18 protein-coding genes are annotated in these 16,459 nt (G+C 71.9%); 6 read left to right on the plus strand and 12 right to left on the minus strand.

Translation table 11 applies throughout. The features are described from left to right. Positions 1 to 188: 188 nt before the first annotated feature. Complete coding sequence (locus QOM21_RS32465) at positions 189 to 893, plus strand: response regulator (protein WP_407554571.1); 705 nt, start codon at positions 189 to 191, stop codon at positions 891 to 893. A 70-nt stretch (positions 894 to 963) separates the two neighbouring features. Here QOM21_RS32465 and QOM21_RS32470 read toward each other — a convergent pair whose 3' ends face one another. Next, the gene (locus QOM21_RS32470; protein ID WP_407554572.1) at positions 964 to 2,685 is read right to left on the minus strand and encodes a GAF domain-containing protein; all 1,722 of its coding nucleotides are present in this window, start codon (positions 2,683 to 2,685) and stop codon (positions 964 to 966) included. 200 nt (positions 2,686 to 2,885) lie between these two features. On the opposite strand from QOM21_RS32470, the gene QOM21_RS32475 reads away from it, so the two are divergent. Further along, on the plus strand, positions 2,886 to 3,764 hold the full coding sequence (locus QOM21_RS32475) for a universal stress protein (RefSeq protein WP_407554573.1): 879 nt from the start codon (positions 2,886 to 2,888) through the stop codon (positions 3,762 to 3,764). Positions 3,765 to 3,776: 12 nt separating this feature from the next. Here QOM21_RS32475 and ppk2 read toward each other — a convergent pair whose 3' ends face one another. The 7 genes from ppk2 to QOM21_RS32510 all read right to left on the minus strand — a co-directional run bounded on the left by ppk2 (position 3,777) and on the right by QOM21_RS32510 (position 10,305). Further along, positions 3,777 to 4,598, minus strand: a complete 822-nt coding sequence (gene ppk2 / locus QOM21_RS32480; RefSeq protein WP_407554574.1) for a polyphosphate kinase 2 — start codon at positions 4,596 to 4,598, stop codon at positions 3,777 to 3,779. A gap of 9 nt (positions 4,599 to 4,607) precedes the next feature. After that, a complete protein-coding gene (locus QOM21_RS32485) occupies positions 4,608 to 5,978 on the minus strand; it encodes a nicotinate phosphoribosyltransferase (protein ID WP_407554575.1) in 1,371 nt (456 codons plus the stop codon). Between the two features lie 56 nt (positions 5,979 to 6,034). Continuing rightward, the gene (locus QOM21_RS32490; RefSeq protein WP_407554576.1) at positions 6,035 to 6,331 is read right to left on the minus strand and encodes a DUF1876 domain-containing protein; all 297 of its coding nucleotides are present in this window, start codon (positions 6,329 to 6,331) and stop codon (positions 6,035 to 6,037) included. Positions 6,332 to 6,522: 191 nt separating this feature from the next. Continuing rightward, positions 6,523 to 7,266 carry a helix-turn-helix domain-containing protein gene (locus QOM21_RS32495; protein WP_407554577.1) on the minus strand — a complete coding sequence of 248 codons (744 nt, stop codon included), beginning with the start codon at positions 7,264 to 7,266 and terminating at the stop codon, positions 6,523 to 6,525. A gap of 130 nt (positions 7,267 to 7,396) precedes the next feature. Beyond that, positions 7,397 to 8,284: a universal stress protein gene (locus QOM21_RS32500; protein WP_407554578.1), complete on the minus strand. Its 888-nt coding sequence runs from the start codon at positions 8,282 to 8,284 to the stop codon at positions 7,397 to 7,399. Between the two features lie 236 nt (positions 8,285 to 8,520). After that, on the minus strand, positions 8,521 to 9,780 hold the full coding sequence (locus tag QOM21_RS32505) for an NAD(P)/FAD-dependent oxidoreductase (RefSeq protein ID WP_407555956.1): 1,260 nt from the start codon (positions 9,778 to 9,780) through the stop codon (positions 8,521 to 8,523). Positions 9,781 to 10,071: 291 nt separating this feature from the next. Next, complete coding sequence (locus QOM21_RS32510; RefSeq protein ID WP_393895126.1) at positions 10,072 to 10,305, minus strand: hypothetical protein; 234 nt, start codon at positions 10,303 to 10,305, stop codon at positions 10,072 to 10,074. A gap of 219 nt (positions 10,306 to 10,524) precedes the next feature. On the opposite strand from QOM21_RS32510, the gene QOM21_RS32515 reads away from it, so the two are divergent. Next, on the plus strand, positions 10,525 to 11,151 hold the full coding sequence (locus QOM21_RS32515; RefSeq protein WP_407555957.1) for a DNA polymerase ligase N-terminal domain-containing protein: 627 nt from the start codon (positions 10,525 to 10,527) through the stop codon (positions 11,149 to 11,151). Between the two features lie 161 nt (positions 11,152 to 11,312). Then, the gene (locus QOM21_RS32520) at positions 11,313 to 11,849 is read left to right on the plus strand and encodes an isochorismatase family cysteine hydrolase (RefSeq protein ID WP_407554579.1); all 537 of its coding nucleotides are present in this window, start codon (positions 11,313 to 11,315) and stop codon (positions 11,847 to 11,849) included. Positions 11,850 to 11,931: 82 nt separating this feature from the next. On the opposite strand, the gene QOM21_RS32525 is transcribed toward QOM21_RS32520, so the two are convergent. Both QOM21_RS32525 and QOM21_RS32530 read right to left on the minus strand, forming a co-directional pair. Further along, positions 11,932 to 12,090, minus strand: a complete 159-nt coding sequence (locus QOM21_RS32525) for a hydrophobic protein (protein ID WP_407554580.1) — start codon at positions 12,088 to 12,090, stop codon at positions 11,932 to 11,934. A gap of 187 nt (positions 12,091 to 12,277) precedes the next feature. Then, positions 12,278 to 12,640 (minus strand): DUF6479 family protein, encoded by a 363-nt coding sequence (locus tag QOM21_RS32530; protein WP_407554581.1) that lies wholly within the window; start codon positions 12,638 to 12,640, stop codon positions 12,278 to 12,280. Positions 12,641 to 13,163: 523 nt separating this feature from the next. Between QOM21_RS32530 and QOM21_RS32535 the strand changes: the two genes are divergently transcribed. Beyond that, a complete protein-coding gene (locus QOM21_RS32535; protein WP_407554582.1) occupies positions 13,164 to 13,979 on the plus strand; it encodes a VOC family protein in 816 nt (271 codons plus the stop codon). A gap of 176 nt (positions 13,980 to 14,155) precedes the next feature. After that, positions 14,156 to 15,025, plus strand: coding sequence for a SigB/SigF/SigG family RNA polymerase sigma factor (locus QOM21_RS32540; RefSeq protein ID WP_407554583.1), 870 nt, complete (start codon positions 14,156 to 14,158; stop codon positions 15,023 to 15,025). Positions 15,026 to 15,265: 240 nt separating this feature from the next. On the opposite strand, the gene QOM21_RS32545 is transcribed toward QOM21_RS32540, so the two are convergent. After that, a complete protein-coding gene (locus tag QOM21_RS32545) occupies positions 15,266 to 15,748 on the minus strand; it encodes a DUF5709 domain-containing protein (protein ID WP_407554584.1) in 483 nt (160 codons plus the stop codon). A 50-nt stretch (positions 15,749 to 15,798) separates the two neighbouring features. After that, positions 15,799 to 16,452: a phosphoribosyltransferase gene (locus tag QOM21_RS32550; RefSeq protein ID WP_407554585.1), complete on the minus strand. Its 654-nt coding sequence runs from the start codon at positions 16,450 to 16,452 to the stop codon at positions 15,799 to 15,801. Positions 16,453 to 16,459: the final 7 nt, after the last annotated feature.

Below are 16,459 nucleotides of genomic sequence, written 5' to 3' on the forward strand. Positions count from 1 at the left end.
CCCCCTTTCACCTGTGCCCCCGACCGTCGCACGGCACGGGGCCGCGGAAGAGGGGCCGAACGGCCCTGCCGGTGGCCGGGTGGGCGTGCGCCCGGGGCGGGCACGGACCCGTTCGGCCCTGGTACGGCCCTGCGGCGAAGGCCACGATGGGTGGGCGGGAAGAGGCGTACGACAGGGTGGAGGGCACCATGAGCGAGGCAGGCGCATTCTCACCGCAACGGCCGATCCGGGTCTTCCTGCTGGACGACCACGAGGTGGTACGCCGTGGTGTGCAGGACCTGCTGGACGCGGAACCCGACATCGAGGTGGTCGGGGACGCGGGCACGGCCGATCACGCGCTGGCCCGGGGCCCCGCGCTGCGGCCGGATGTCGCGGTGCTCGACGTGCGGTTGCCGGACGGCGACGGCATCTCCGTCTGCCGGGAGCTGCGCTCGCGGATGCCGGAACTCGCGTGCCTGATGCTGACCTCGTTCGACGACGACGACGCGCTGCTCGACGCGATCATGGCCGGGGCCGCCGGCTATGTGCTGAAGGAGATCAAGGGGGCGGATCTGGTCGCCGCGGTGCGCACCATCGCCTCCGGCCGCTCGATGCTCGACCCGGCGACGACGGCCCGGCTGATGCACAGCCTGCGGGGCGAGGAGGCCGGGGCGCAGCCGGAGGCGGACGCGCTGGCGGGTCTGTCGCCGCGGGAGCGGGAGATCCTCGGGCTGATCGGTGAGGGCCTGACGAACCGTCAGATCGGTAAGCGGCTCTACCTGTCCGAGAAGACGGTCAAGAACCACATCTCCCGCCTGCTCGCCAAACTCGGCGTCGAGCGACGCATCCAGGCCGCCGTCCTCGCGACCCAGGCCGCCCCGCCCGCCGGGGGCCCGGGACCGCACCACGTCTGACGGCCCGGGACGGCATCACTTCCCAAGCCTCGTGCGCCCCGCGGCCCCTCGCCCGGCCGAGGAGCGATCCTCAGTCCGCGGGGAGCGGTGCGCTCCAGACCAGGCAGGTACCGCCCTGCTCCGGCACGTCGACGGTCAGGCCGCCGCCGACGCTCATGGCGCGCTTGGCGAGGTTGCTCAGGCCGCTGCGACGGCTGTCCGGCGCCATGCCCACCCCGTTGTCGGTGACGGTCAGGGCCAGTTGCCCGCCGCGCACGATCAGGGAGACGGCCGCCGCGTCGGCATGCGCGTGCCGCGCGGTGTTGCTCAGTGCCTCCACGAGCACCGCCACCACGTGCTCGGCGATCTCCGCCGGTACGTCGGTGTCGATCAACCCCTCCATGTGCAGGGAGGGGGTGAACCCCAGGACGCGGGCGGCCTGTTCCACCGCGTTGACGGTCCGCACCCGCAGTCCGCGGCCGGTCCGCTTGGTGTCGTGCGCGCGCAGCCCGAAGATCGTCGACCGGATGATTTTGATCGTCTCGTCGAGATCGTCCACCGCGCGCAGCAAACGCTCGCTCGCCTCGGGGTGATCCACGAAACGCACCGCGCTCTGCAGCGTCATACCGGTCGCGAAGAGCCGCTGGATGGCCAGGTCGTGCAGGTCGCGGGCGATCCGGTCGCGCTCCTCCAGCAACGCGAACTGCTCGGCGGCCTGGCGCTGTTCGGCCAGCTCCATCGCCAGGGCGGCCTGCCCGGCGAACGTCAGCATCGGCGCGGTCTCGGCCTCGGTGAACGGCTCGCCCCGGTGGAGGCGCGCCAGCAGCAGCACCCCGCGCACCCGCTCGCCGGTGATCATCGGCACCGCCACGGCGGGCCCCAGGCCCATCCACCGCGGCGGGCCCGCGGTGATGCGGGGGTCGTGCTCGGCGTCGAGGGTGATGACCGGCTTCCCGGCGTCCAGCGCGGCACCGACGAACGATCCCTCCCGGGGCAGGACCAGATCGCGGTGCTCGTCGGCGTCGACACCCGACGCCAGCACCACCCGCAGCGATCCGCCGTCGTCCGAGGGGACCGCGATGACGCCCATGTCCGCCGCGAGAATGCGCAGCGCATGGTCCACGATCATCCGCAGCACCTGCACCTCGTCCGCCCCGGGCAGCAGACTCGCGATGATCTCGCCGTTGGCCACCAGCCACCGCTGGCGGTAGCGGGCCTCCTCGTACAGCCGGGCGTTCTCGATGGCGACGCCCGCCGCCACGGCGAGCGTCGACAGCACCGTCTCGTCCCCGGCGTCGAAGGCACCGCCGCCCCGCTTCTCGGTGAGGTACAGATTCCCGAAGACCTTGTCGCGCACCCGGATCGGCACGCCGAGGAACGAGCGCATCGGCGGATGGTTCGGCGGGAATCCGTAGGACGAGGGATGATCGGACAGCTCCGCGAGCCGCAGCGGCTCGGGGTGGCGGATCAGCTCGCCCAGGATGCCGTGTCCGGCCGGCAGCCGGCCGATCGCCGCGTGCTGTTCGGGGCTGATGCCGACGGTGATGAACTGCGAGAGCCGGGTGCCGTCACCGACCACGCCCAGCGCGCCGTACTCCGCGTCGACCACCACCACCGCCGCCTCGACGATGCGGCGCAGTACCTGCGGCAGCTCCAGCCCCTTGCCGACCGACAGCACGGCTTCGAGGAGCAGATGGGAAGGCGCGCCGGAACCCTGCTGCACGGCGTCGAGGCGTTCTTGCAGGTCTGCCGGCAAGGCGTCCAGCCGCCGCCGTCCCACGCCGTCCCGTTCGGTGCCGCGGTCGTCGGTCACACTGCCTCCACCGTGGCCCGCGGGGAGCAGGGCACGAGCCACAATTCCCACGGTAGACGCCATGGCCGATCCGGCACCTCGGAGAGCCTCCGCGGGCACTCCCGGGGCCTTGGGCCTCTCGGGCCCGTTGCCGAGCCGGCCGGCCCCTGCCCGCCGCGCCGGCGTGCGTGCACGCTGGTGGTCGGAAGGCGGTGAGGGCGATGCAACTGCCCCTGGTCGTGGGAGTGGACGGCTCGGCCCCGGCGCTGCGCGCCCTCGACTGGGCGGTCGACGAGGCAGCGCTCCACGGGGTGCCCCTGCGCCTGGTCTTCGCGTCCAAGTGGGAACGCTACGAAGGGGTGGCCCCGGCGGGCAGCGCGGAGCGTCCCGCCGAGGAGATCTTCGCGGACAACGTCGTCGGGGCCGCCGCCGAGCACGCGCACCTGCGGAACGCCGACGTACCGGTATCGGTGCAGGTCCTGGCCGAGGACACGGTGACCGCGCTGCTGCAGGAAGGCCGCTACGCGTCGGCCCTGATCCTGGGTTCCAAGGGCCGGGGCGAGTTCGCCGACCTGCTGCTCGGATCGGTCAGTCTCGCCGTGTCGGCCCGCGCCCGCTGCCCGGTTGTCGTCGTGCGGGGCGACAAGGCCGCGCTGGCCCGGTCGCACGGCCGGATCCTTCTCGGGGTCGGTGATCCGGCCAAGGCGGCGGAGGCGGTCCACTACGCCTTCCGGGAGGCCGAGGCCCGCGGCTGCGCCCTGGACGCCGTACGGTTCTGGCGCTGCCCGGCCCACGAGGACACCGACCACCCGACGGCCGCCGACTACCCCGAGCGCTACCACGACGAGCAGGCGTCGCTCCTGCTCGACCAGGCGCTGGACGAGTTCGTCGAGATGCACCCGACGGTGCATCTGCGCCGGGTCACCGCCGAGGGGGCGGCCCACAAACTGCTGGTGCGGCGCTCCGCCGCGGCGGACCTGCTGATCGTCGGGGCGCGGCGGCGGCACGGCCATCACGGCCTCCAGCTCGGCCGGGTCGGACACGCCGTCCTGCACCATGCGGAGTGCCCCGTCGCGGTCGTCCCGCAGGCGCAGGAGTGACCGGAGGGGTCCCTACCGGCTGAGCCCGGCCGCGTGATCGGGAACGTAGGACTGCAGATCCCTGGGCGGCCGTTCGTAGCCGGTGGCCGGCGGTCGCTCGGGCAGTTCCAGCGGGGGCACGGGCAGCTCACGGTAGGGGACCGTCGACAGCAGGTGGGCGATCATGTTGATCCTGGCCCGTCGTTTGTCGTCGCTCTCGACGACGTACCACGGTGACTCGGCGACGTCGGTGTGCACGAACATCTCGTCCTTCGCCCGGGAGTACTCCTCCCAGCGCGTGATCGATTCGAGGTCCATGGCGGAGAGCTTCCACCGCCGGGTGGGGTCGTCGAGGCGGCGCCGGAACCGTTTCTCCTGCACCGCGTCGCTCACCGAGAACCAGTACTTGCGCAAAAGGATCCCGTCCTCGAACAGCATCCGCTCGAACGCCGGGCACTGGCGCAGGAACCGCTGGTGCTCCTCCCGTGTGCAAAAGCCCATGACCCGTTCGACGCCGGCCCGGTTGTACCAGCTCCGGTCGAACAGCACGATCTCACCGGCCGCCGGCAGATGCGCGGCGTAGCGCTGGAAGTACCACTGCGTACGCTCCCGTTCGGTGGGGCGCGGCAGGGCCGCGATCCGTGCGATCCGGGGGTTGAGATGCTCGGCGACGCGTTTGATCGTGCCGCCTTTGCCCGCCGCGTCGCGGCCCTCGAAGACGACCACCAGCCGCGCTCCCTCGGCGCGGATCCACTCCTGGAGCTTCACCAGCTCCGTCTGGAGCCGGAGCAGCTCCCGCTCGTACAGCGCCCGCGGCAGCTTCGCCGTCCCGCTGGTGCCCCGCTCTTCGGCCATGCGACGAGACTACGGAGAAATCGGCGAGGGAGGAGGGGGGCCTGGGCCGAACGGGGCCAGGACGGCACGTTCGATCCGGCGCCGCACGTCCACGGTCAGTGTCGTCAGCGGCTCCGAGACGCCGGCCCGCACCGGCGTCGGCGAACGCACCGACCTGGCGCTGTCCGGCAGATCCGCGACATCCGCCGCGAGACGCCGCCTGGCGTCCTCCAGCCGGTCCGGGGGCGTGCTGCGCTCCCCGTCCCGCATCAGCGTCACCAGCAGCGGCACGCTGCCCGGGAGGGGCGGCTCCTCGGCCAGCGCGATCACATCGGCGCACCCCGCGGCGCGGTGGACCTGCTTGCGCCCGGGGGCCGTCACCTTCGCCGCCGACAGCTTCATCACCGGCCGGCCGTCGTACGCGACGAGCTTGTAGGCCGTGTCCAGGTACGGCGCGTCGGCGCTGACACCGACGCGCGTGCCGACGGCGTAGTCGTCGATCGGGGCGCCCGCCCGCACGAGATCGTGCACCGCGTACTCGTCCAGCCCACCGCTGGCGATGATGCGCACCTGGGGCAGGTTCGCGCTGTCCAGCATGCCGCGCGCATGCGCCGCGAGCGCTCCGAGGTCACCGCTGTCCAGCCGGATCGCGGAACCCTCCGCACGGTCCAGCTCCTGCAGTACGCGGGCCGCCGCCGCGATCCCCGACTCGGTGTCGTAGGTGTCCACCAGCAGCGTCAGGGGGCCGGGGTGGGCGCGCGCGAAGGCGGCGAACGCCTGCTCCTCGTTCTCGAACGCCTCGATGTACGAGTGGGCCATGGTGCCGACGGCCGTGAGATGTTCGGCGTAGGCCGCAGCGACGTTGCTGGTGCCCGCGAAACCGGCCACGGCGCTCAGCCGCGCCGCCTGGAAGCCTGCCTCGGTCCCATGAGTGCGCCGCAGCGAGAAATCCACCACGGGATGCCCCTCCGCGGCGATGACACAGCGGACGCACTTGGAGGCGACGGCCGTCTGATAGCTGATCTGGTTGAGCAGATAGGTCTCCACGAGCTGCGCCTGGGGGAGCGGGGCGGTGACCTCCAGGAGAGGCTCCCCGGCCAGCACCACCCGGCCCTCGGGCACGGCCCGCACCTCGCCGGTGAAGCGCATGTCCAAGAGTGGTGCCAGGTCCTCGACGGGCCGCCGCAACGTCTCGGCGAAGGCTTCGATGTCCTCGTTGCCGATGTGGAATCCGGCGAGGTAGTCCAGTGCCGACTCGATGCCGCCGGCAACCAGGAAGCCCCGCTCCCGCGGCAGCTCGCGGACGAAGCAGCTGAAGGTGGCGGGCCGTGTCATCTCCTCACGCAGATAGGACAGGGCCATGGTCACTTCGTACAGGTCGGTGGTGGTCGCCTTCGACATCGACGGCTCCTTCCCGGACCCGTCCGATGCGGGCCCTCGACCGGTTCGCCGGCCGCTCAGGACATCGCGTCGCTCCAGCCGTAAGCGGTCCGCCGGTCGGCGGGCGCTCCGGCTCCGACGCTCTCCAGATCACGGTCGGCCACCCGCATCAACTGCCCGGCCAGATGCTCCATGGCCCGGCCTGCCGCCAACTCGTCGCCGATCTCGGGCACATCGACATCCTCGGGATTGCAGCGTGCGGTGCCGTGTCCGGTGAGGGTGTGGGTTCCGGCGTCCAGCACAGCCCGCGCCCGCGTCGTCCCGTCCTCCTCGTAGAGGTGCAGGCGGACGTCCCACTCCACGGTCCTTCTCATGATCCCTCTCCGCTCCTCCCCCCCGGTCGGTTCCCCTGATCGGTCCTCCCGGCCGCGCGCTCCCGTCCACGGTCGGGCGCCGGGCCGCACCCTCCCCTGTCCCGGCCGTCCCTTCCACTGTGTGCGCTTATCGGAGGCGACGGGCAGGGGCCAAAGGTCCCCGAAGCGGTCGGCGCGGCCCTCCGCGCCCCTCACACCGCCGATACGTGGTGACCTGCCGCCGTGGGGCCGCCGGACGGGGTGGCCATGCCCTGGACACGGATCCGGCGGCCGGTGATCCGGGCGGGCCTCATGGCGATCCACTGCTGGCGCCCGCCGCCCATCCAGGGACCCGTGAACGCGTACTCCTCCAGCGCGAGGACGTCGTCGAGATCGGTGACCACATGGGCCGGGCCCACGGCCAGCACGCTCCAGCCCTGGCTGAAGGCGTCGTCGAAGTGATCGACTTCCAGAGCGACCTCCCTGCCCGCCGCCTCGGAGGGGCCGCTCCCCGGGGCGGTGCGGTAGGCGATCCGTTCACCGGCGACCGTGTAGCTGACCGGGAACACGGCGGGTTCGCCGTCGACGGTCAGTGCCACTCTGCCCACCCCGTGGGTGGACAGCCGCTCCCGGCACTCGTCGATGCCCAGTTCCAGCAGCTGGGGGCGGTTGCCGGCCCGGCCGAAGCCCTCCGGCAGTTCCGCCGTCCCGCCGGTCAGCTCATCGACGGTGGTCTGCAGCGCATGCGCGAGGCGCAGCATGAAGCCGATTCCGGGTGCCGCCGCACGCTCCTCCACGTACTGGAGATAGCCGGGCGCCGCCGCGGCCCTGGCCGCCACCTCCTCGCGGGTCAGCCCCAGCTGCTCACGTCGGAAGGCCGCCCGGCGGCCCAGATCGGCCTGGCCCGCGGCAGCCGGGCCGGGACCGGGAGGGGAGCCGGTCTCGTGGTTGATCATCGTGGGCACATCCCTTCATGAGTGCGGGGGACAGCGGCCTTTGCACCAGACTGTGGCGGGCGAAGCAGCCCGGCACAGGGCCGGTCGGCCCACACCTGGGGGCGGCCGTCGGCCCCACCCAGGGCGCCGCTCACTCGTGGGGGATCACCGCGACCGGGCACGGGGCGTGGTGCACGGCCGCCTGCACCATGTGGCCGATGCGGGGAGCCAGCAGATGCCGCTTGTGCCGGCGGCCGACGACGAGCAGGCCGGCGCCCTCGGCGTCCCGCAGGAGCGCCTGCGCGGGGCTCACCAGCTCCACCCGCTCGTCCACCCGGACCTCCGGGTACTTCTCCCGCCACAGCGCCAGCGCCTCGCCCAGCTCCCGCTGCGCGTCCTTTGTCATTTCCTCCACCACGTACGGCTCCACGCCGCCACCGCGGTTGTACGCGTGCGCCGGGAGGTGCCTGCCATGGACCGCGCGCAGGACCGCGCCGCGCCGCTCGGCAGCGGCGAACGCGAAGTCGAGCATCGCCTCGCACGGTTCGTGCAGGCTCACCCCGACCACCACATCGCCCTCCGGGGCGGTCGCCGCGGCGTTCTGCCGGGCCCGGACCAGCACCGTGGGAGTGACGACGTGCGCCACCACCTTCAGGCCGATCTCGCCGAGGGTGTAGCGCGACATCGGCCCGAGGTCGCGTGAGCCGAGCACCAGCAGGTCCGACTGCGCGGCGGCGTCCTGAAGCGCCTTGAATGCGTCCTCGGCGACCAGTTCGTGGTCCACCGGCAGGCCGGGGTGGCGCTCCAGGATGGCCGCACGGGCGTCTTCGACGATCCGGTGCGGCCAGTAGTTGCGGTCCTCCGCGTCGGTGGGCGGCGGCTCGTCGGCGGCGTGCGGTGCCGGTTCCTGCGCGAGCATGACCCACGCGTGCAGCAGGCGCAGCCGAACCTTCCGCAGCGCGGCCTCCTGCGCCGCCCACACGGCGGCGGCCAGAGACTCGGGCGTACCGTCCAGACCGACGGTGATGACGTCCTTCATGGCGCGCTCCCTTTCTGCCGACCGGCCGTGCGCGGGTTCCCTCCACCGCCGTCGGCGCATCGCCGCTGTCTCAAGGGTGGCGGAGTACGCAGGGTCCCCGGCATGAGCCATTTGGCCCCTACCGTGGACGGCGGGCCCGACAGGGCGGTGGTGCGGCGTGGGAGCCGGGCACGAGCGTCAGGCGGGCGGGCCGCGTTTCCACGCGCACGCCCGGCCCGCCGCGATCGCGTCCGCCGTCACGAGGTCTTCTTCCGCCCCCTGGGCACCTGGGCCAGCTCCGGTGTGGCGGTGTCGATCGGCACCGACCCGGAGCGGACCAGCCCCAGCTGCACGCCCTGACGGGGCAGCGCGGCGTCCAGCAGCCAGTCCGCGGCGACACGGACGCGGTTCCCGGGCATCGCCATCAGGTGGTAGGCGCGGGTGACGGCATTGGCCACCGGGCCGGAGAGCGGCACGTGCAGCGGGTTCGCCGCGGCCTGGACGCCCCCCAGGTCGACCATGAACCCCAGGTCGTGGTGCTCGTACCGGCGCAGCTCGCCCTGCCCGCAGGACGCCGCGATGTTGCGGGCCGCGACCTTGCCCTGCCGCTGGGCGTGCTGAGCGGTCATCGGGGTCACCTGGCCCGGCCGGGTCAGGTCCGGTACGGCGGCGGCGTCCCCGCAGGCGAAGACGCCGGGCTTGCCGGGCACCTGCAGATACGCGTCCACGCACAGGCGCCCCTTGTCCGTGGGCAGTCCCATCGATTCGACGAGCGGGTCCGGGCGCACCCCCACGCACCAGATCAGTGACCGGCTGTCCACGAACTCACCGTCGTCGAGCAGCACCCCCTTCGACGTGGCCTCCTTGACCGACGTGCCGGTACGCACCTCCACGCCCCGGCCGCGCAGGACCTTGTCGGCGGTGCGCGAGAGCCGCTCGTCGAGTTCGGGCAGGACCCGGTCGGCGATGTCCAGCAGCAGCCAGCGGGGCCTGGGGCCGTCGATCAACCCGGCGTTCTGCCGGGCCAGCTCTTCGGTGAACAGCGTGCCGTGCGCGGTGACTTCGGTGCCGGTGTAGCCTGCGCCGACGACCACGAACGTGGTCCGTGCGGCCCGCTCGTCCCGGTCGTCCGTCGCACCGGCCAGCTCGATCTGGCGGGTGATGTGGTCCCGGAGATAGAGCGCCTCCGGCATACCGCGGAAGCCGTGGGCGTGTTCGGACACGCCGGGGATGGGCAGCAGCTTGTTGACGCTGCCGACGGTCAGCACGAGCCGGTCGTACTCCAGCGAGCCCTCCCGGCCCTCGGGGTCGGTGAAAAGGACCCGGCGGCCGTCGAAATCCACCTCGTCCGCCTGTCCCAGGACCAGACGGACGCCCGGGATCGTCCCGGTGATCGATACCGAGATGCGGCGGGGCTCCAGAATTCCGGCCGCCACCTCGGGCAGCAGCGGCACATACAGAAAATAGTCGTGCGGATTGACGAGGATAATTTCGGCCGCGCCCTTGGCCTGCTTCATCAGGGTGCGCGCGCATTCGTAACCGGCGAATCCGGCTCCGACGATGACGATGCGGGGACGACGTCGGGTCACAGGGGCTCCTGCGGTCGAGGCGATGCACCCTCGGAGCGGTATGGCCGCCCGAACTGCATCGGATACGGAAAGGGCAGTGATCTCCGGTACCGCACCGGGGCCGATCGTCCGGCCTCCCCGGGCGGCGGTGGTGCCGGCTTCGGCCGCTACGGCCGAAGCGCGTGGCGCGGCACCCTCGGGGCTTCGGCTCCGGGGGCGTACGCGGCCGCGGCGGCGAACTCAGGAACTGTCGGCCAGTTCTCTGACACCTCGCATACGTGCGCAGTGCGCACAGCAGAAGAACTGGCCCTCTGCCTGAAGGCCGTGCCCCAGAATGCGGCACTCGCAGTTGTCGCACACCGGCGCCATCTTTTGTGCGGCACATTCGAAGCTGTCGAAGATGTGGACCTCACCGGCAGCCTTGACCTCGAAGGCCAGCTCGTAGTCGTTTCCGCAGACTTCGCACACGGCCATGGTGTTCCCTCCTCCACACAGATCCTGTGTCCGGTGCGGGTTACCGGCGGGACAACCGCGTACACATGGATTTCCGGGTGATTTTTCGCCGCGCGGGTGGTCGAAAGCGCAACGAAAGGAATGGGCGTGCGCCGCCCTCGCAGGCACGCCACAGTGAAAGGACGGCGGGACGGGCAGGCGTCCGAACAGCAGGAGCGCCCCGACGGAAGGGAAGGTCTCGTGCAGGGCAAGGACGAGCTGACGACGTACCGCGGCAAACGGCACTTCGACCGGACCGAGGAGCCGCAGGGCAGCCCCGCGCAGCCGGGCGACACCCCGAGCTTCGTCGTGCAGATCCACGACGCGAGCACCATGCACTTCGACTTCCGCCTGGAGGTGGACGGCGTCCTGAAGTCGTGGTCGGTACCGAAGGGCCCGCCCGCCGACCCGCGCGACAAGCGGCTCGCCGTGCCCACCGAGGACCACCCGCTGGACTACCGGGAGTTCGAGGGAGTGATCCCGGCGGGGGAGTACGGGGGCGGCACCGTCATCGTCTGGGACCAGGGCACCTACCGCCCGCACACCCGGAAGAAGAAGGGCAGGACCGTCTCCTTCGGCCAGTCACTGGCGGACGGTCATGTCTCCTTCCGGCTCGACGGGCGGAAGCTCCGCGGTGGCTATGCGCTCACCCGGTTCCGTGGCGGGGGAGACGGCGGAGGGCGCGAGTACTGGCTGCTGGTGAAGGAGACGGACGACCAGGCGGGGCGGCACGCCGCCCCCGACCCCCGGCGCGCACGCTCCGCGCTCAGCGGCCGGACCCTGAAGCAGGTGGCCGCCGAGGAAGAGGCGCGGGGCGCGAAAGGATGACGGGGCTCCTGGACGCGCTGCCTCCGGAGCAGCGCAAACCGCTGACCGACGCGGACAGCCATCTCGCGGAACGGCCGCTTCGGCGCGGTCGAGGACGTCCCGGTCGGGCCAGGCCCCCGTACGCCCGCGCCGTCGGGCACCCCGTGTGGTGAACTCGCAGCATGTCCGCAAAAGCCCTCATCGTGATCGACATGCTCAACTCGTATGAGCATCAGGACGCCGAAAGGCTGCTGCCATCGGTGCGAGAGGCGCTGCCGAACATCACCCGCTTGATCGAGCAGGCGAGGGAACACGATGCCGAGGTCATTTACGTCAACGACAACTTCGGGCTCTGGCGCTCGCACCACGACGAACTCCTGGACGTCGTCCTGCGCGGGCCGCACGCGGATCTCGTCGAGCCGATCCGCCCGGACGAGGAATCACTGTTCGTCGTGAAAGCCCGGCATTCGATCTTTTTCGAGACGCCGTTGGAATACCTGCTGCGTCAGCACGGCATCGACACGATCGTCCTGTGCGGCCAGGTCACCGAACAATGCGTGCTCTATTCGGCGCTCGACGCCCACATCAGGCACCTCAACGTCATTGTCGCCGAGGACGCCTGCGCGCATATCCATGGCGATCTCGCCACGGCGGCGCTGCAGATGATGGAACGCAATATGCGGGCCCGCCTCGCGGACAGTGCCGAGGAGATCTTCTGACGGTCCCGCACGCGGCGGCCGGCACCTGTTCAGCCCGGCACACGCGCCCGCCGGGGCCGGTCGGTGATGTGCAGAGGTCCGGCTACCAGCGATACCACCGTCCGCCCCTGCTACCGCTGCCGGACGACCTCGCGACAAAGCCGATCAGCCAGACCGCCAGCAGGACCATCGCCACGATCCACAGCGCCTTCACCACGAAGCCCACGCCGAAGAGGATCAACACGAGAAGCAGAGGGACCATCGGTATCCACCTCCGAACGGGCTGCGCCCTTCGTGTCACCATCATGCGCCCGGCCCGTGCCTTGGGCCAACCGCCCCGGACGACGGACACGGCCCCGCATCCGGGTGGACGGAAGGCCGGTGTGCGGTGCGTGGGGCGCATGCCCACACTCCGCACACCGGCCTGCCCTGCCGATCGATTCGCCGCGTCAGGGGCCGGCGTCCCCGCTGCCGAAGGAACCGCCCGAGTTCTCGTCCCGCTGCTGCCGCTCCGGCGACGGGCTCGGCCGGGACCCGACCGTTCCGCTGCCCTTGAGTTCATGCGGGGTGAGCCGGTTCTCCCGCTGGGGCACGGGGTCCGGCTCGCGCTCCTCCATCACCTGGCGGACCGGTCCGTCCGCGGGCAGCCTCGGCTGCTCCTGCGGCAGCGGCGGGCCGGGTTCGCGCGCCTTCCTGCGGCGCCCCCAGATGAAGGCGGCGATGAGCACACCCACAATGACCAGGCCGACGACGGCGAAGCTCATGGCCGCCGTGTTCTGCGTCTCTGCCAGCTCCCATTTCGATGTGTCCATGGAACGGGCGTACCCGGCGAAGCAGGGGTCATTCCTCGGCCGATATCCAGAGGGCCGGTGCGGAAACCATGGCGGGGCGTGCCCTGCGTGGAGATTCACCTCGCGCATTCGACTGCGGATTCGGGGCGACCGGTAAGTCCGCGCCCGCGCTCTCGGGCCCAGCGGAAACGGAGCGGGAAAAGGTACTGAGGCGGCGGGAAATGTGGACGGAGGGCGCCGCGGATACCGTCGTCACAGGTCCTGGGAATGCCGTGCGGCCCTTATCGGGAGCAACATCACCGGTGCGCCTGGGGAGGGGATCCGGTGCTGCGCCGGGGGCAGCCCGGGAACTCAGACGCACCGGTGATGGTTGCTCCGCGAGTCCACCTCATGGACCCACCGATGCCAAGCTTCGGCGGGCCTCGGCGTGGCGGAGCCGGGAGCTCCCGGCCTGCCGGGCGACCCGTCCGGCGTCCGGCTCATGCGCGGCCCCGGCGTGGCTGGCAGAGTGAAGAGGGGTACTCGAACCAGGAGGCGGATCCCCATGTCGGCCACGGTCCCCGTCACAGGTCCCGCCGCCGCCGGTGCCGTCCCGGGCGCGCCGTGCTGGGTGAGCTTGATGACGCACGATCTCGAAGGCGCCCAGACCTTCTACGCGGACGTCCTGGGCTGGAGCTTCCGGCCGGGCGACATGGGCGAGGACTTCTCCGTCGCGCTGGCCGACGGCGAGCCGGTCGCCGGCATCGGCGCGCTGGCGCCGCGCTGGCAGGTCGCCGTCGCCTGGATGCCGTACTTCGCCGTCGAGAGCGCGGACGAGACCGCTGCGCGGGTCCGCGAGCGCGGCGCCACCGTCGCCGTGGGCCCCATGGAACTGGGCGATGGCCGGATGGCTCTCGCCGCCGACCGCGACGGCGCGGTCTTCGGCCTGTGGGCGGGACAGATCCTGGCGTGGACCATCGGACACGGCGGCGCGCCCGCCTTCCTGGAGCTGCGCACCCGGGACGCCTTCGACGCGGCCATCTTCTACGCCGAGGTCTTGGGATGGGCGTCCGGGAAGCCCGGCAGCTGCGACGTCACCTATGAGCACGAGGAGGTGATCGTGCGCGACGGCACCCAGGTCCTGGCGGCGCTGCGCGGCGGGGGCGTCGAAGCGGCGCCCGACCCGCGCGTCCGGCCGCGCTGGCACGTCCACTTCCCGGTCGACGACATCGAGAAGGTCACCGCTTCCGCGGTGGCGGCGGGCGGCGTCGTCACGCCGGTCACTCCCACGCCTGACAGCCGCGGCAGTCAGGCCGTGATCCGCGACCCGGACGGCGGACTCTTCACCGTTTCGACTTCCCGGGCGCCGCACGGTCACTGAGCGCGAGGCCCGCCGGAGGCACGGCGCAGCGGGGACGGGAATCCTCCGATGGTCCGTGGCTGACAACTTGCCGTGTACGCAAGGAGTTTGGGCGGCCGGGGGAGGGAAGGCGCCAGACAGTCGACGCTGTCGCAGCGCAACTGACCGCACGCACCGACCGCAAGGAGTGATGGCACATGTCCTCGTCGTCCACGGCCCGCGGCACGGGACGAGAGAACATCCCCGACACCGCGGCCGCGTTCGCGGAACTCGCCGACCTGCCGCAGGAAGCGCCACGGCGGCGAGAGGTCCGTGAGGGCATCGTGTGCGCGTGGCTGCCGCTGGCCCACCGGCTGGCCGGGCGCTACGGGGGGCGGGAGGAGGGGGACGACGACCTGCGGCAGGTCGCCGCCCTCGGTCTCCTGAAGGCCGTCGACCGCTACGACCCGCGCACCGGCTGTCCCTTTCCCGGCTACGCGATCCCCACCATCCGCGGGGAGATCAAGCGCTATTTCCGCAACGACCTGTGGGCCCTGCACGTCCCCCGGCGCACCCACGAACTGCGCGCGCAGGTACACCGGGCCCGCAAGGAAGTGGAGATCCGCCCGGGAGTGACGGCACCGAGCGTGCGCGACCTGGCCGAGCACACCGGACTCACAGAGAACGAAGTCCTCCAGGGAATGCAGGCGCAGGAGTCCCTCAGCACACTGTCGCTGGAGCGGCCCTTGTCCACCGAGGCGGGCCGTCCGCGCACGCTCGCCGACACCCTCGGCGCCGACGATCCGGCGTTCGGCCTCATCGAGGAACGCATCACCGCGACGCCCGCCCTGCACCGCCTGCCGCGCCGCGAGCGGACGATCCTGTACCTGCGCTACTTCCGGGACCTGTCCCAGCGCGAGATCGCCGCCGAATTGGGAATCTCGCAAATGCATGTCTCGCGGCTGCTGGAGCGCTCCTGCGCCAGGGTCCGGGCCCGGGTGCTCGTCGATGGCTGCCGGCCCGCGGACGGCGGTTCGTGGGCCGGTCGGCGAGTGGTCCCCGTGCGGCGCCGGGGCGCCCGCGCCTGACCCGTACGCCGCGCCGACGCCGTCACGAAGTTTGGCGTCCCGGCCGTCTTGGGGTGGACTCGTGGGGCGGCAATCGCCGGTGCGTCGGGGCTCCCGGCCGGCCCGGCGCGGCACCGGCCCCCAACCCCGGGCACACCGGCGATGCCGCGCCAGGCGGGCCGGGATCCGCGCACGGCAGTCAGGGAAGTCAAGGCATGCACGCCGCCGGACGATCCGCGGGGGACGGCCCGTGCACCGTGCTCAAATGTCCTCGACCGTCGTCTCCTCGCCGCTGAACGGCGTGAGGTGCACGGCGGCTTCCTCCGCCGAGGCGGCCCCGCCGTCGATGCCCACGTCCCGCGCGACGATGTCGTTGCTCGACATGCGCGGGACTCCCTCGTCCGCGCCGACGATCCGCCCGGCGCGCTGGGAGGCGGCCTCGCCGTCGATCGGCTCCCCGTCGCCGCCCGGCTGGTCGCCGATCCCGTCCCCGTCCGGTGCCGTGATGTCCGGCACCTCCTCGCTCAGCCGCTGGTCGAGGGACTCCCGGTCGTGCTGTTCGCGGGCCGTGGTTCCCACGCCGTTCACCGCGTAGGGGCGTTCGGGCGGCGAATAACCCTCGTCCAGGATTTCGTCGAGCCCCGGCTCGTCGAGGGCGTCTTCCATATCGAGGTCGTCGGGGTTGTCCTGTGGATCGGACGCGGAAGGTTGATAGACCTCGTCGCCCATCGCTGCGTCTGACATGGCTGCCCTCCTTCTCCCGTAGGCGGTGATTCCCGTAGGCGATAACAGGCTCAGACCGCGCTGCCGAGTCTGTGCAGGATGTCGATGACTTCACTGTCCTGCACCTGATCGAAATTCTCGTACCACTCGCCCACCCCGCGAAAGTCGGGCGGCTGGTGCACGGCGAGGAATTCGTCCGCCTCCTGACGCGGATCGGCGGCGGACGCGGTACCGCATACGGGGACCGCCAGGATCAGCCGGGCGGGCTGCCGGCCCCGCAGGTGCCGCAGGGCGGCGCGCGCGGTCACCCCGGTGGCGAGCCCGTCGTCGATGAGCAGGACGGTTCTGCCGTGCACGGCGATCGGGGGCATGCCCGGGCGGTAGAGGTCCTCGCGCCGCCGCAGCTCGGCCCGTTCACGGGCCACGTCGGGCGCGAGCTGTGCCTCGGTGAGCCCGATCGCCTCCAGTGCACGTGGGGCGAAGAGCGGCGGGTCCGCGCCGACCACCGCGCCGATGCCGACCTCCGGGCGACCCGGCAGGCCGATCTTGCGGGCGACGAGCACATCCAGCGGCGCGTGCAGGGCTCGTGCCACCTCGGCCGCCACCGGAACACCGCCGCGCGGCAGCGCCAGGACGAGGGGATCGACGAGCCCTCCGTCGACTTGCCGGGCGCGCAGCCGGTCGGCCAGGGCTCTCCCGGCCTCCCACCGGTCGGCGAACTTCATTCGCTCG

Origin of the sequence: Streptomyces sp. Pv4-95, from assembly GCF_045782725.1 — a bacterium.
In the GTDB taxonomy this organism is placed as follows: domain Bacteria; phylum Actinomycetota; class Actinomycetes; order Streptomycetales; family Streptomycetaceae; genus Streptomyces.

What these genes read in the sequence shown, in the direction of transcription:
- QOM21_RS32485 (WP_407554575.1), bottom strand. Translation starts at nt 5,978, where the DNA reads ATGTCGAAGGCGACCACCACCGACCTGTACGAAGTGACCATGGCCCTG.
- QOM21_RS32520 (WP_407554579.1), top strand. Translation starts at nt 11,313, where the DNA reads ATGTCCGCAAAAGCCCTCATCGTGATCGACATGCTCAACTCGTATGAG.
- ppk2 (WP_407554574.1), bottom strand. Translation starts at nt 4,598, where the DNA reads ATGGCCGAAGAGCGGGGCACCAGCGGGACGGCGAAGCTGCCGCGGGCG.
- QOM21_RS32550 (WP_407554585.1), bottom strand. Translation starts at nt 16,452, where the DNA reads ATGAAGTTCGCCGACCGGTGGGAGGCCGGGAGAGCCCTGGCCGACCGG.
- QOM21_RS32530 (WP_407554581.1), bottom strand. Translation starts at nt 12,640, where the DNA reads ATGGACACATCGAAATGGGAGCTGGCAGAGACGCAGAACACGGCGGCC.
- QOM21_RS32500 (WP_407554578.1), bottom strand. Translation starts at nt 8,284, where the DNA reads ATGAAGGACGTCATCACCGTCGGTCTGGACGGTACGCCCGAGTCTCTG.
- QOM21_RS32490 (WP_407554576.1), bottom strand. Translation starts at nt 6,331, where the DNA reads ATGAGAAGGACCGTGGAGTGGGACGTCCGCCTGCACCTCTACGAGGAG.
- QOM21_RS32535 (WP_407554582.1), top strand. Translation starts at nt 13,164, where the DNA reads ATGTCGGCCACGGTCCCCGTCACAGGTCCCGCCGCCGCCGGTGCCGTC.
- QOM21_RS32465 (WP_407554571.1), top strand. Translation starts at nt 189, where the DNA reads ATGAGCGAGGCAGGCGCATTCTCACCGCAACGGCCGATCCGGGTCTTC.
- QOM21_RS32545 (WP_407554584.1), bottom strand. Translation starts at nt 15,748, where the DNA reads ATGTCAGACGCAGCGATGGGCGACGAGGTCTATCAACCTTCCGCGTCC.
- QOM21_RS32525 (WP_407554580.1), bottom strand. Translation starts at nt 12,090, where the DNA reads ATGGTCCCTCTGCTTCTCGTGTTGATCCTCTTCGGCGTGGGCTTCGTG.
- QOM21_RS32505 (WP_407555956.1), bottom strand. Translation starts at nt 9,780, where the DNA reads ATGAAGCAGGCCAAGGGCGCGGCCGAAATTATCCTCGTCAATCCGCAC.
- QOM21_RS32540 (WP_407554583.1), top strand. Translation starts at nt 14,156, where the DNA reads ATGTCCTCGTCGTCCACGGCCCGCGGCACGGGACGAGAGAACATCCCC.
- QOM21_RS32475 (WP_407554573.1), top strand. Translation starts at nt 2,886, where the DNA reads ATGCAACTGCCCCTGGTCGTGGGAGTGGACGGCTCGGCCCCGGCGCTG.
- QOM21_RS32510 (WP_393895126.1), bottom strand. Translation starts at nt 10,305, where the DNA reads ATGGCCGTGTGCGAAGTCTGCGGAAACGACTACGAGCTGGCCTTCGAG.
- QOM21_RS32495 (WP_407554577.1), bottom strand. Translation starts at nt 7,266, where the DNA reads ATGATCAACCACGAGACCGGCTCCCCTCCCGGTCCCGGCCCGGCTGCC.